General features: G+C 66.9%; 13 protein-coding genes. 4 read left to right on the top strand and 9 right to left on the bottom strand.

Translation table 11 applies throughout. The annotated features are described in order from the left end of the window. Positions 1 to 27: 27 nt before the first annotated feature. The 3 genes from ACR4XW_RS00975 to ACR4XW_RS00965 are packed head-to-tail and all read right to left on the bottom strand — an operon-like array spanning position 28 to position 2,443. On the bottom strand, positions 28 to 969 hold the full coding sequence (locus tag ACR4XW_RS00975; RefSeq protein WP_434758641.1) for a COX15/CtaA family protein: 942 nt from the start codon (positions 967 to 969) through the stop codon (positions 28 to 30). After that, positions 957 to 1,724 (bottom strand): ABC transporter permease, encoded by a 768-nt coding sequence (locus ACR4XW_RS00970; protein ID WP_434758640.1) that lies wholly within the window; start codon positions 1,722 to 1,724, stop codon positions 957 to 959. Before ACR4XW_RS00970 ends, ACR4XW_RS00975 begins: the two co-directional genes overlap by 13 nt. Continuing rightward, positions 1,721 to 2,443, bottom strand: a complete 723-nt coding sequence (locus tag ACR4XW_RS00965; RefSeq protein ID WP_434758639.1) for an ABC transporter ATP-binding protein — start codon at positions 2,441 to 2,443, stop codon at positions 1,721 to 1,723. The genes ACR4XW_RS00970 and ACR4XW_RS00965 overlap by 4 nt, the downstream gene beginning before the upstream one ends. A gap of 70 nt (positions 2,444 to 2,513) precedes the next feature. Between ACR4XW_RS00965 and ACR4XW_RS00960 the strand changes: the two genes are divergently transcribed. Beyond that, positions 2,514 to 2,891 (top strand): MGMT family protein, encoded by a 378-nt coding sequence (locus tag ACR4XW_RS00960; RefSeq protein ID WP_434758638.1) that lies wholly within the window; start codon positions 2,514 to 2,516, stop codon positions 2,889 to 2,891. 55 nt (positions 2,892 to 2,946) lie between these two features. Continuing rightward, positions 2,947 to 3,864, top strand: a complete 918-nt coding sequence (locus tag ACR4XW_RS00955) for a DUF808 domain-containing protein (RefSeq protein ID WP_434758637.1) — start codon at positions 2,947 to 2,949, stop codon at positions 3,862 to 3,864. A gap of 120 nt (positions 3,865 to 3,984) precedes the next feature. Here ACR4XW_RS00955 and ACR4XW_RS00950 read toward each other — a convergent pair whose 3' ends face one another. The 6 genes from ACR4XW_RS00950 to ACR4XW_RS00925 all read right to left on the bottom strand — a co-directional run bounded on the left by ACR4XW_RS00950 (position 3,985) and on the right by ACR4XW_RS00925 (position 10,343). Then, on the bottom strand, positions 3,985 to 5,637 hold the full coding sequence (locus tag ACR4XW_RS00950; protein ID WP_434758636.1) for an AMP-binding protein: 1,653 nt from the start codon (positions 5,635 to 5,637) through the stop codon (positions 3,985 to 3,987). Positions 5,638 to 5,744: 107 nt separating this feature from the next. Beyond that, on the bottom strand, positions 5,745 to 6,470 hold the full coding sequence (locus tag ACR4XW_RS00945; protein ID WP_434758635.1) for an ABC transporter ATP-binding protein: 726 nt from the start codon (positions 6,468 to 6,470) through the stop codon (positions 5,745 to 5,747). Next, complete coding sequence (locus tag ACR4XW_RS00940) at positions 6,467 to 7,252, bottom strand: ABC transporter ATP-binding protein (RefSeq protein WP_434758634.1); 786 nt, start codon at positions 7,250 to 7,252, stop codon at positions 6,467 to 6,469. Before ACR4XW_RS00940 ends, ACR4XW_RS00945 begins: the two co-directional genes overlap by 4 nt. Then, complete coding sequence (locus ACR4XW_RS00935; RefSeq protein ID WP_434758633.1) at positions 7,249 to 8,247, bottom strand: branched-chain amino acid ABC transporter permease; 999 nt, start codon at positions 8,245 to 8,247, stop codon at positions 7,249 to 7,251. Before ACR4XW_RS00935 ends, ACR4XW_RS00940 begins: the two co-directional genes overlap by 4 nt. Then, positions 8,244 to 9,119, bottom strand: a complete 876-nt coding sequence (locus tag ACR4XW_RS00930) for a branched-chain amino acid ABC transporter permease (RefSeq protein ID WP_434758632.1) — start codon at positions 9,117 to 9,119, stop codon at positions 8,244 to 8,246. Before ACR4XW_RS00930 ends, ACR4XW_RS00935 begins: the two co-directional genes overlap by 4 nt. A gap of 39 nt (positions 9,120 to 9,158) precedes the next feature. Next, the gene (locus ACR4XW_RS00925; RefSeq protein ID WP_434758631.1) at positions 9,159 to 10,343 is read right to left on the bottom strand and encodes an ABC transporter substrate-binding protein; all 1,185 of its coding nucleotides are present in this window, start codon (positions 10,341 to 10,343) and stop codon (positions 9,159 to 9,161) included. A 243-nt stretch (positions 10,344 to 10,586) separates the two neighbouring features. Between ACR4XW_RS00925 and ACR4XW_RS00920 the strand changes: the two genes are divergently transcribed. Beyond that, positions 10,587 to 11,243, top strand: coding sequence for a helix-turn-helix transcriptional regulator (locus ACR4XW_RS00920; RefSeq protein ID WP_434758630.1), 657 nt, complete (start codon positions 10,587 to 10,589; stop codon positions 11,241 to 11,243). Positions 11,244 to 11,260: 17 nt separating this feature from the next. Continuing rightward, positions 11,261 to 12,667 (top strand): Fe-S cluster assembly protein SufB, encoded by a 1,407-nt coding sequence (sufB, locus tag ACR4XW_RS00915; RefSeq protein ID WP_434759384.1) that lies wholly within the window; start codon positions 11,261 to 11,263, stop codon positions 12,665 to 12,667. Positions 12,668 to 12,682 lie beyond the last annotated feature (15 nt).

Genomic DNA, 12,682 nt, shown 5'->3' with positions numbered 1-12,682 from the left:
TCGGACCTTCGCCCGACTCGGCGAGGCTCAGGCCGAAGCCCGGGCCTCGGCCTCCTCGGCCCGGTCGATCACCGGCATCTTGGTGCGCCGGCGCACGGTGAGCATCAGATTCGTGGTGAGCGCCACCACCACCGTCAGCAGCAGCATGTGGGCCGCGACCAGCAACTGCATCGGCAGCAGCGGTTCGCCATTGCCGGCATCGAAGATCTGCAGATACCCGAACAGACCCTGCAACAACTGAGCCACCAGCAATGCGATCGCGGCCCGGGAACGGATCAGCACCACGGCCAGTACCGTGGCGGCCACCATCGCCCACACCGTCCAGGCGTGGGCCTTGGCCATGTTCAGAAAGTTCAGGCCGTTGCGGGCCACGTCGGCGTCACCGGCATGGGGACCGGCACCGGTGGTGAGGGTGCCCATCAGCACGGTCACCCACATCACCACGAAGATGCCGCGCACCAGAAAGACCGGCAGGGTCGGCAGCACCTTGGGACGCAGCTTGTGGGCGCGACGCACCAGTTGCACCGACAACGCAATCAGCACCAGCGACAACCACAGGTGAATCGCGACCCAGGACGGCGGCAGTTGGGTCAGCACCACGATGCCGCCCACGATGGCTTGGGTCGGCATCCCGATCAGCACCAGCAGGGCCAGGGTGCGCATACCGGGACGGCGCTGCCCGGTCTCGTCGCGGTGGTACTGGGCCGCGGCCATCATGCCGAGGGCGACGAAGACCAGCACGAAGGTGAGCAGCCGGTTGCCGAACTCGATGAACTCACCGATGCCGACCTGACCCTCGGGCACGAAGGATTCCTGGGTGCACTGCGGCCAGGTGGGGCAACCCAACCCCGAACCGGTGACCCGCACCAGACCGCCGGTGAGCACGATGCCCATGTTCGCGATCAGCAGGGCGATGGACCATCCACGCAGAGCGCGTTCGCTGCGGAAATGCCGCATCAAGAAGACCATCGAAACACCTTTCGTGACACCAACAGGCCCAACGCGGCCCATACCGACAGTACTGCCAACGGCCATCCCACGATCTCTCCGGCGGCAGCATGCCGCAGCGCCTCACCCAGTGCCGCGGTCGGCAACAGGGAGAGCACCGGCTGTACCACGTCGGGGTAGGCCGCGACCGGCAGAAAAACCGCTCCGCCGATCAGGAAGATCAGATAGATCAGATTGCCCAGGGCCAGGGTGATCTCGGCGCGCAACCGTCCGGCCAGCACCAGCGCCCAGGCGGCGAAGGCCAGCACCGCCAGGGCTGCGGCCACGATCGCCACCAGCAGGGCCGGCACCGAGAACACCGGGCGCCAGCCCAGGATGAAGGCCACCACCGCCAGCACCAGCAATTGCCCCGCGGTCACCAGCAACAGTGATACCGCCTTGCCGGTGATCAATCCGGCCCGGCCGAGCGGGGTGGACGACAACCGTTCCAACACGCCGTAGCGGCGTTCGAAGCCGGTGGCGATCGCCAGTGAGTTGAACGCGCTGGACCAGATCGCCACGGCGAACACCGACGGTGGCACCAGGTTCGGGTCGTCCAGACCCACCCGGCCGCCGGCGAAGCGCCCGAGCAGCAACAGGACAACCGGAATGACCAGCGCCAGCAGGAGTTGTTCCCCGTTGCGGGCCAGCAGCATGGCCTCGGTGCGGCCATGGGCCCAGATCCTTCCGGCTGTCGGCGCGGCGCCGGGGGCGGGGGAGAGGTCGAGGGTGGTCACGGCACCATCCGGGGTTTGGTACTGGTCAGATAGACGGTTTCGAGGTCCCGGCCGTCGGCGGTCAACTCGGCCAGAGTGCCGTGCACCCGGACCTCGCCGTGCTCCACGATCCAGATGTGATCGGCCAGATGGGCGGCCTCGTCCATCGCATGGGTGGTCAGCAAGACCGAGGTGCCGGCCTCGCGCAGTCGCGCGATCAGGTTCCACACCGCATGCCGGGCGTGCGGATCCATGCCCGCAGTGGGCTCGTCCAGCACCACCAGCGACGGCCGTCCGATCAACGCCCCGGCCAGATTCACCGCCTGCTGCTGCCCACCCGACAACCGGCGGTAGGGGGTGCGGGCGAACTCGTGCAGACCCAGCTGTTTCGCCAGTGCATCGACCGGCAACGGGTTGGCGTGCAGTTTCGCGAGGTAGCTCAGCAATTCCAGCGGCCGGATGTAGGACCAGGCGCCGGTGGACTGCGGCATCACCCCGACCAGACCGCGGGCGCAGGCATCCTTGGGAGGCAGGCCGAAAACCTCGACCCGTCCGCCGTCGGGGGTGACGATGTCGGTGGCGCACCGAATCAGGGTGGTCTTACCGGCCCCGTTGGGGCCCAACAGCGCGGTCACCCGGCCGGTCTCGGCGGTCAGCGACAGCCCGTCCAAAGCGGTGGTGGCACCGAAACGCACCGTCAGGTCGGTGACGTTGAGCGCGGGCTGGCCGGAGGGGGACACGCAGGGGAGTCTACTGCGCTGTTACCGTCACCAAGACCAACGGACAACCCGCGGAGGGGGTGCTGCGGCCATGGACGAGCAGACCGTGGAACGAGCCCTCGTCGCGGTGGAGGCGATCCCGCCCGGGCGGGTGATCAGCTACGGCGACCTGGCCGGCCTGGTCGGGATCACCGCCCGCCAGGCCGGGGCGATCATGCGACGCCACGGCCACGGCCTGCCCTGGTGGCGGGTCACGAACTCCTACGGGGATCTGCCCCGGCACCTGACCACCGACGCCGCCCCGCACTGGGCCGAGGAGGGCATCGCCTGGAAACCGAACGAGCGTGGCTGCCGGATCGCCGCATACCGCGCCGATCTGGTCGAACTCGCCCGCATCGTCGACCGGTGGCAGCCACCCCCGGACGATGACGAATCGGGGAAAATTCTCGGCGAGCATGCGACGGATTGAAGCCGCTGCGGTGATAGCTTCTATCGACTCAGTTGACTGTTAGGAAGGTCTTGCGGTGGCCGGTGGATTGGCAGCTCTTCTCGACGATGTGGCGGTCATCGCGAAAATGACCAGCGTCGCCGGATCCCGGGCGATGGGTGTGGTGGTCGACGACGCCGCCGTCACCCCGCAATACGTGCAGGGCTTCAGCCCGGCCCGCGAACTGCCGATGGTGTGGCGGATCGCGCGGGGGTCGCTGGTCAACAAGGCGATCCTGCTGGTGCTGCTGCTGTTACTGGATCATTTCCTGCCGATCGTGCTGATTCCCTTACTGATGGTGGGTGGGGTGTACCTGTCCTTCGAGGGGGCGGAGAAACTCTGGGAGAAGATCTCCGGCCACGAACCCGCGGAGGCCGCCCACCCGGTGGGCCAGCAGGGGGCCGACGTGGAGAAGACGATGGTGCGCAGCGCGATCACCACCGACTTCATCCTGTCGGCCGAGATCATGGTCATCTCGCTGAATACGATCAACGACACCGGCCAGATGGCGCTGAGCATGAAGGCGATCACCCTGGCCGTGGTGGCGGTGTTGATCACCCTGCTGGTTTACGGCGTGGTCGGGCTGATCGTGAAGCTCGACGACATCGGCCTGCACATGATGAAGCGCGACTCCAACGGCTCACAGCGGCTGGGCAAGTTGCTGGTCGATGCGATGCCGGTGATCCTCGCGGTGCTGTCCGGTGTCGGCATGGTCGCGATGATGTGGGTGGGCGGCCACATCCTGATCGACGGCGCGCACAAGCTCGGTTGGTCGCTGCCGCACCACCTGGTGCACCTGGCCGCGGATCCGGCCGCGGGCGTGCCCGGTGTCGGCGGATTCCTGTCCTGGTTGGTCGCGACCGCACTGTCTGCGGTGGTCGGGCTGCTGGTGGGCGCGGTGGTCGTGGTGATCATGCACCTGCTGCCCATCAAGAAGAAGGCACACCAGCACTGAGCAGCCTTGATTCACCTTGGGCTTTGCCTCGGTGGATGAAAACGCACCCCAGGAGCCCTCATCCGGCGCCGAAGCACCGCATGACCGGACGTGGGGTGCGTTTTCATCCAGGGGTGCTGCTCAGGACTGTTGCCGCAGCACGAAGCGCTGCAATTTCCCGGTCGAGGTGCGCGGCAGGGCGTCGATGAACGCGATCTGGCGCGGGTACTTGTACGGCGCGATCACACCCTTGACGTGATCCTGCAACTTCTTGCGCAGTTCCGCCTCACCGTCGCTGCCACCGAGCTCGGACAAGCCGTTCCGCGGCACGACGTAGGCCTTGACCACATGGCCCCGGTCGTCATCGGGTGCCGCGACCACCGCGCACTCCAGCACCTCGGGGTGGGACAGCAGCGCCTCCTCCACCTCGGTCGCGGAGATGTTGTAGCCGGAGCTGATGATCATGTCGTCGGAGCGGGCCTGATACCAGAAGTAGCCGTCCTCGTCGCGCACGAAGGTGTCGCCGGTGAGGTTCCAGCCGTCCTGGACGTAGACGGTCTGGCGGTCATCGGCGAGGTAGCGGCACCCGGTCGGGCCCTTGACCGCGAGTCGGCCGGGGGTTCCGTCGGGGGCGTCCTCGCCGAACTCGTCGACGATCTTGGCCCGGTAACCGGGGACTGCGAGACCGGTCGCCCCCGGGCGGATCCTCTCGTCGGCGGCCGAGATGAAGATGTGCAGCATCTCGGTCGCCCCGATGCCGTCGATCAGTTTCAGCCCGGTCTCGGCATGCACCTGCTGCCACAGCGACTGCGGTAGGTGTTCCCCGGCCGACACCGCGCGCCGCAGGCCGGCGAGGTGGCCCGCCTTGCCCTTGGCCAACATGGCCTTGTAGGCGGTGGGAGCGGTGAAACACACCGTGGCCCGGTGTTCGGCGATCAGGTCGGCGAGCTGTTCGGGGGTGGCCTTCTCGACCATCAGGGTGCTCGCACCGACCCGCAGCGGAAAGACGACCAGACCGCCCAGACCGAAGGTGAAGGCGATCGGCGGGGTGCCGATGAACACGTCATCGGCCTGCGGCTGCAGCACATAGTGCGAGAAGGTATCGGCATTGGCCAGTACATCGCGGTGGAAGTGCATGGTGGCCTTCGGACGCCCGGTGGTGCCGGAGGTGAAGGCCAGCATCGACACATCGTCGGCGGCGGTATCGACATCGTCGAAGGTGTCGGGCTTGGCCTCGGCCATCGCGGTGATGTCACCCAGGCCCTCGACCTCGCCACCGTAGGTGAAGGTACGCAGGTCCTTGATCTCGGCGGCGAGCAGGTCGTCGGTGAACCGGTGGTCGCAGATCGCGATGTCGAACTTGCCGATCTCGCCGATCGTGGCGAGTTCGCCCGGACGCAGCATCGGCATCGTCGGGACGACGACACCACCGGCCTTGAGCACCGCGAACCACACCGCCACCAGCCAGGGGTTGTTCGGTCCGCGCAGCAACACCCGGTTGCCGGGCACCAGGCCGAGATCGTCGACGAGCACGTGGGCCATCCGGTTGGCCCTGGCCCGCACCTCCCCATAAGTCCACCGGATTCCGTCCGGGGACATCACACAGGGACGATCGGCGCCACCGGGCATCTTGTCGATCACGTCGTCGAGCAGCACCGTGGCGACATTCAGCCGGTCGGGGTAGTGGACCTCCGGCACCTCGAAGATCATCTCCGGCCACAGTTCACGTGGCGGCAGATTGTCACGGCAGAAGGTGTCGACGTGCGCACTAGGGGTGAGCTCGGTCGGCGGCATTACAGGCCCTTCCTCTCAGCTCCGGCGGGGTGGCCGGTTCGGTTTCGGTTGGCGTGACATTGCGGTGCCCGTCCGGGCCCCGTGACTGGGGTGGTGGCCGACACCGGTCAGATCCCCAGCAGTTCTTCGGCGCGGGCGCGGTTGCGGCGGAACTCGTCGACCCCGACGTCCCACTTGACCGCGCCCTTCTGCATCACCACGACCCGGTCGGCGACCGACAGGGCCAGGCGCAGGTTCTGTTCGACGATCAGCACCGACATGCCCGCGTTGCAGACCTCGTGGACAACTTCACCGACCTGGTGCACCACCGATGGGGCCAGGCCGTCGGAGGGTTCGTCGAGCAGCAGGATGGTGGGGTTGGTGAGCAGTGCCCGGGCGATCGCGAGCATCTGCTGTTCACCGCCGGAGAGTTGGTCGCCGCGGTTACGCATTCGCTCGCCGAGCCGGGGCAGCAACTCGATCACCCGCTGCTTGGTCCAGTCGCCCTTGCGGCCGGCGCGGTCGGCGATCTCGAGGTGTTCGGCCACGGTCAGCGGGGCGAAGATGTGGCGGCCCTGGGGCACCAGACCGACGCCGAGTTTGGCGATCCGATCCGGACGGGCTCCGGCGACCTCCTTGCCCCGCACGGTGATCGATCCCCTCATCGGACGCACCAGGCCCATGATCGTGCTGATCAGGGTGGACTTGCCGACACCGTTGCGGCCCAGCAGGGCCAGTACTCCACCCTCGGGCAGATCGATGCTGACGTGGTCCAGTACCCGGGAACCGTCGTAGCCCGAGACCAGGTCGCGGGTGGACAGGATCGGGGTGCCGGTCTGCTCGGGGGTCGTCATACCTGGTCCTCCTCGAGGAACAGTTCGGAGGTGTCCTCGGCGCCGAGGTAGGCCCGCTGCACCTCGTCGCTGGCACGAACCTCACCGGGGGGCCCGGTGAGCAGGTGCCGACCGAGGTGCAGCACGGTCACCTGGTCGGCGACCCCGAACACCAGATCCAGGTCGTGTTCGACCAGCAGGACGGTCACCTCCGAGGGCAGACCGAGCACGATCTCCTGGAAGGCCTGGGTGTCGGCCGGTGACATGCCGGCGGCCGGCTCGTCCAACAGCAGCACCGACGGTGAGGTGGCCAGGGCCACCGCGACCTCGAGTTGGCGGCGTTCTCCGTGGGACAGGGCCCCGGCGATCTGTTCGGCACGGTCGAGCAGGGAGAGTTGGTCCAACACCGCGTCGGCTTCTTCCACCAGGGCCCGCCGTCGGGTCACCGCCCGCCAGGGTCGTCCCTGGACGCCGTGCTTGCGTTGCACCGCGAGCAGCACGTTCTCGCGGGCGGTGGCGGTGAGAAAGAGCGAGGAGTGCTGGAAGGTCCGCACCAGGCCGGAGCGGGCCCGGACGTGTTCGGCCATCGAGGTGATGTCCTTGCCGTGCAGCCAGACCTGCCCGGAGGTGGCCGGCAGGGCGCCGCCGATCAGCGCGAAGAGGGTCGACTTGCCGGCACCGTTGGGGCCGATCACCGCATGCCGACTGCCCGGGCGCACCTCGAAGGAGACATCGTCGACGGCCTTCAGGCTGCCGAAGTGGCGGGACAGACCCTGTACCTGCAGGGCGGGCTTCTCGCTCATACCGGATCCACCACCTTCGTCTCACCGCCGCGTTCGGTGGGGAACAACCGTCGCCACTGCGCTCGTCCACCGGTGATGCCCTTGGGCAGTAGATAGACGGTGAGCACGAACAGGATGCCCAGCAGCAGGGAGGCGTGTCCGGAGAAGATCTGCCCGAAGTAGTCGCGGACGAAGACCACCAGCAGCGCCCCGAGGCAGGCGCCCCACATCGAACCGACCCCGCCGACGATCACTGCCAGCAGTGCCAGTGCCGAGATCGAGAAGCCGAGGTCGCCGGGGGCAACGAACCGCTGCGAGGAGGTCCACAGCGAACCGGCCAGGGCGGCCAGCCCGCCGGCATAGATGTAGGCGGCCAGGCCGTAGGTGTCGGTGCGGTACCCGACCGCGCGCAGCCGGGCCTCGTTGTCGCGCAGACCCCGCAGCGTCAACCCGAAGGGCGAGCGCAACAGGACGTGCACGCCCAGGAAGGCCAGGATCGCCACGGCCAGGGCGTAGTAGTAGATCAGCCCCTCGTTGACCAATCCCTCACCACCGGGGGTCAATACCACCGGTGGGATGCGGCTGAGCCCGTCGGTGCCGCCGGTGATCGAGTCGAGCCGGCCGGCCGCCGAGAAGGCGATCTCACCGATCGCCAGGGTGATCATCAAGAAGGCGACCCCGCGGCCCCGGATCGCCACCGGCCCGGTCAGCAAGGCGGCGACTACCCCGGCCAGGGTGGCGAGTACGAGTTGGACGATGCCCAGCTCGGACCAATGGATGGCCACCAGGGCACCGGTGTAGGCGCCGACACCGAAGTAGGCGGCTTGGCCCAGGGTCGGCATACCGGTCACACCGGTGAGCAGGTTCACGCTCATCGCCAGCACCGCGAAGATCACCGCGCGGGTGAAGGTCATCACCGTGAAGGTGCCGAAAACCCACGGCACCAGGGCCAGCAGGATCAGCACCACCGCGACCAGCAGGGCGAGGCGGACGGGGAAAGGCTTGGCGGTACTCATGCGCGTCCCGGGGCGAACAGGCCCTGCGGGCGCAGGGCGAGAACCAACAACATGGCGCCGAACAGCAGGAAGGGTGCGTAGTCGGGCACCAGGGCAACGCCGAGGGTCTGCACCTGGCCGATCAACAGCGCCCCGAGCAGGGCACCGCGCACCGAGCCGAGCCCACCGATCACGATCACCACCAGCGACAGCACCAGCACCCGTTCGTCGATACCGGGCCCGGGAGCCATGATCGGCGCGCCGAGCACCCCGCCGACCGCGGCCAGTGCGGCACCGAAGGCGAAGACCCCGAACAGGATCACCCGGGTGTCGACGCCCATCGCCCGCACCATGTCGCGGTCGGCCACCGTGGCCCGCACCAGGGCACCGATCGAGGAGCGCTCGAAGGCCAGGTAGACCAGCACCGCGAGCAGTCCGGCGATCGCGATGAACACCAGGCGGTAGACCGGGTAGGTACTACCGAGCAGCGGGATCGAATGTCGCAGATCCACCGGCGGGGCGGTGGGCAGCACCTCGGCACCGAACAGCATGATCATCAGTTCGCCGCCGATCAGCATGATGCCCAGGGTCAGTGCTGCCTGATCCAGATGTCCTCTGCCCTGGAGCGGGGCCACCGCGGCGGCCAGTAGGCCACCACCGAGCAGACCGACGATCAGACCGACGATCAGGGCGATCACCAGACCCACCCAGCTCCCGTCGGAGAGGGCGAAGGCGACGTAGGCGCCGGCCAGGTAGAGGGTGCCGTGGGCGAGGTTCAGCACGTCCATCATCCCGAACACCAGGGACAGGCCCACGGCGAGGGTGAACAGCAGCAGACCGTAGGCGACACCGTCGACGATGGAGACGAAGTGCGCGCTCAGCCAAGCAATCATGAGGCGGGTTCGGTGGTCGTCGAGGCCGTTGTCGACCGCTCAGTTCTGGCCCAGCTCACCGAGTTCCTCGATGACGACATTGGTCATGGTGCCGTCGACCTGCTTGACCTCGCGCAGGTACCACATCTGGATCGGGGTGCCGTTGTCGTTGAACTTCCAGGTGCCGCGCGGCGATTCGATGTCGCCGACCTCGCCGATGGCCTTGTTGATCGCCTCGGAGTCGGCCTTGCCGCCGGCCTTCTCGATCGCCATGTCGAGCACCTTGGCGGCGTCGTAGGAGGCCATCGCGTAGGTGGTCGGGATCCGTCCGGTCTTCTTCTGGTAGGCCTCGACGAACTCCTTGTTGAGATCGTTCTCGAGGTCGTAGTTGTAGTTCATCGCGGTGAAGGTGCCCTCGGCGGCGTCGCCTTGGGCCTCGAGCACCCCACCCTCGGTGAGGAAGCCGGCCGAGTAGTGGGTGATCTGTCCCTTGAGGCCGAACTGTTCGTACTGCTTCACGAACTCGACCGCGGCGCCGCCGGCGTAGAAGGAGAACAGTGACTGGGCCCCCGACGACTTGGCGTTGGCCAGGAAGGGCTGGAAGTTGCTGGTGGACGGGAAGGGGGTGTAGACCTCGTCGACGGTCTTGCCGCCGGCCGGTTCGAAGGAGCGCTTGAAGCCCTCGACCTCGTCCTTGCCGGCCTGGTAGTCGGCGGCCAGGAAGTAGACGCCACCGTCGGTGTTCTCGGCGACGTACTTGCCCAGCGCCTCACCCGGCTCGTCGTTGACGTAGGAGGTGCGCCAGATGTATTCGGCACCGGTGAGCGTGGTGGGGGAGGCGTTCGACCCGACCAGCGGGATCTTGCTGGTCTCGAACAGGTCGACCACGCCGTTCATCACCGCGGAATTGACCACACCGGTGACCACGTGAACCTTGTCCTGCTTGACCAGCTTGTCGGCCGCGCCCTTGCCGGAGTCGGCCGTTTCGCCCTCGTCGGCGAGGATCACTTCGACCTCGGCGCCGCCGAGCTTGTTGTCGTGCTGCTCGAGGTAGACCTCGAAGCCGGCCTTCATGTCATCGCCCAGGCTCTTGTACACGCCGGACTGTGGGACCAGCAGACCGATCTTGATCGGGCCGTCGGTGTTCTCATCGCCACCGCCGAGGGTGCCACCGCCGCAGGCGGTCAGGGCCAGGGCTCCGGCTGCCGCCATGGCGAGCAGGGACGTTGTGCGTCGAATCTTCATGGGCCGAACCCCTCCTGGGCTGGTTCAAAGGCATGGTCGGATTGTGTCCGTTCGAGCACCCTATGCCGCCTATATGTCGCCCGTCTACGATTCGACACAAAGAATTTGATCAAAAGGCAAGGATTTCTCCGAGGGGCGGTTTTCGGCGGCGGGGAGCGGCTTGCCGGGCCGTATCCCGGGGCGGGAGGTCCTGCTGGGCGAGCGGTTTTTTGATTCACTCACCATTTAGGGAACAATGGTGTTGTGAAAACCGAGCCTGAGGGTGTGGAGGAGTCCACCCGCGATCGCGTCCTGCGATCGATCCTCGAGCACGGCCCGTCCACAGCAGGTGAACTGGCCGAGCGGCTTTCACTGACCCCGGCGGCGGTGCGGCGTCATCTCGGCAGCCTCATCGAGTCGGAACAAATTGAATCACGGGAACAGCAGGTTCGCGGCCAACGCGGCCGGGGCCGTCCGGCCAAGGTGTTCTGCTTGACCGACACCGGACGACAGGACTTTCCGCACGCCTACGACAACCTCGCGATCGCCGCGTTGGAGCAGTTGGTCGAAGCGGTGGGTCCCGACGCGATCCGCGGAATTGCCCAGGCTCGATCGGCCGGGGTCATTCAGCGGTATCGTGACCTGTCGGCCGACGACGTGACGCCCGCCGATGCGCTTGCCCAAGCGCTCGACGAGGACGGTTTCGTGGTCAGTCAGCAGGCCGCGCCGGCCGGCGAGCAATTGTGTCAGCACCACTGTCCGATTGCCACGGTGGCCGAGCGGTTCCCCGAACTGTGCGAGGCGGAGACCGAGCTCTTCGCAGAGTTGCTGGGCGTGCATGTGCAACGTCTGGCGACGATCGCCCACGGCGACGGGGTGTGCACCACGCACATCCCCCATACCAGGAAGGTCGAACAGTGACTCAGACCGAACGCCCGATGACCCAGGACGAGCAGCTCGCTGCGCTGGGCCGTTACGAATTCGGCTGGCGCGACTCCGACGAGGCCGGCGCCGCAGCCCAGCGCGGCCTGTCGCCGGCGGTGGTCGAGAACATCTCCGACCTCAAGGACGAGCCCGATTGGATGCGCAAGCTGCGACTGAAGTCGCTGAAGCTCTTCGAGCGCAAGCCGATGCCGGTGTGGGGTGCCGAACTCGACGACATCGACTTCGACAACATCAAGTACTTCGTGCGCTCCACCGAGCGCCAGGCCCAGACCTGGGAAGACCTGCCCGAGGACATCAAGAACACCTACGACAAGCTCGGTATCCCCGAGGCCGAGAAGGCCCGGCTGGTGGCCGGTGTGGCCGCCCAGTACGAGTCCGAGGTGGTCTACCACAAGATCAACGAGGAGCTCGAGAAGCAGGGTGTGGTCTTCCTCGACACCGACACCGCACTGCGTGAGCACCCCGAACTGTTCGAGGAGTACTTCGGCACCGTCATCCCGCCCGGTGACAACAAGTTCTCTGCGCTGAACACCGCGGTGTGGTCGGGCGGCTCGTTCATCTACGTGCCGAAGGGTGTGCACGTCGAGATCCCGCTGCAGGCCTACTTCCGGATCAACACCGAGAACATGGGCCAGTTCGAGCGCACTCTGATCATCGTCGACGAGGACGCCTACGTGCACTACGTCGAGGGCTGCACCGCGCCGATCTACAAGTCCGATTCGCTGCACTCGGCCGTGGTCGAGATCGTGGTGAAGAAGGGCGGCCGCTGCCGGTACACCACCATTCAGAACTGGTCGACCAACGTGTACAACCTGGTCACCAAGCGTGCCACCTGTGAGGCCGGCGCCACGATGGAATGGGTCGACGGCAACATCGGCTCCAAGGTCACCATGAAGTACCCCGCAGTGTACCTGATGGGCGAGCACGCCCGTGGCGAAACCCTGTCGATCGCCCTGGCCGGTGCCGGCCAGCACCAGGACGCCGGGTCGAAGATGGTGCACTGCGCCCCGCACACCTACTCGTCCATCGTGTCGAAGTCGGTGGCCCGTGGCGGTGGCCGCTCGTCCTACCGCGGTCTGGTGCAGGTCCAGGAGGGCGCGCACGGCTCGGCCTCCTCGGTGATCTGTGACGCCCTGCTGGTCGACCAGATCTCCCGCTCCGACACCTACCCCTATGTCGACGTCCGTGAGGACGAGGTGTCGATGGCGCACGAGGCGACCGTGTCGAAGGTGTCCGACGACCAGTTGTTCTACCTGATGAGCCGCGGCATGGCCGAGGAGGAGGCGATGGCGATGATCGTGCGTGGATTCATCGAGCCGATCGCCAAGGAACTGCCGATGGAGTACGCGCTGGAACTGAACCGGCTGATCGAACTGCAGATGGAAGGTTCGGTCGGCTGACCCGGCCCCAGCACT

It is taken from the genome of Pseudenemella bisphenolivorans (genome assembly GCF_051133435.1).
Classification (GTDB): Bacteria; Actinomycetota; Actinomycetes; order Propionibacteriales; family Propionibacteriaceae; genus JAAYAO01.
This window is presented reverse-complemented; position numbering and strand designations above follow the sequence as displayed.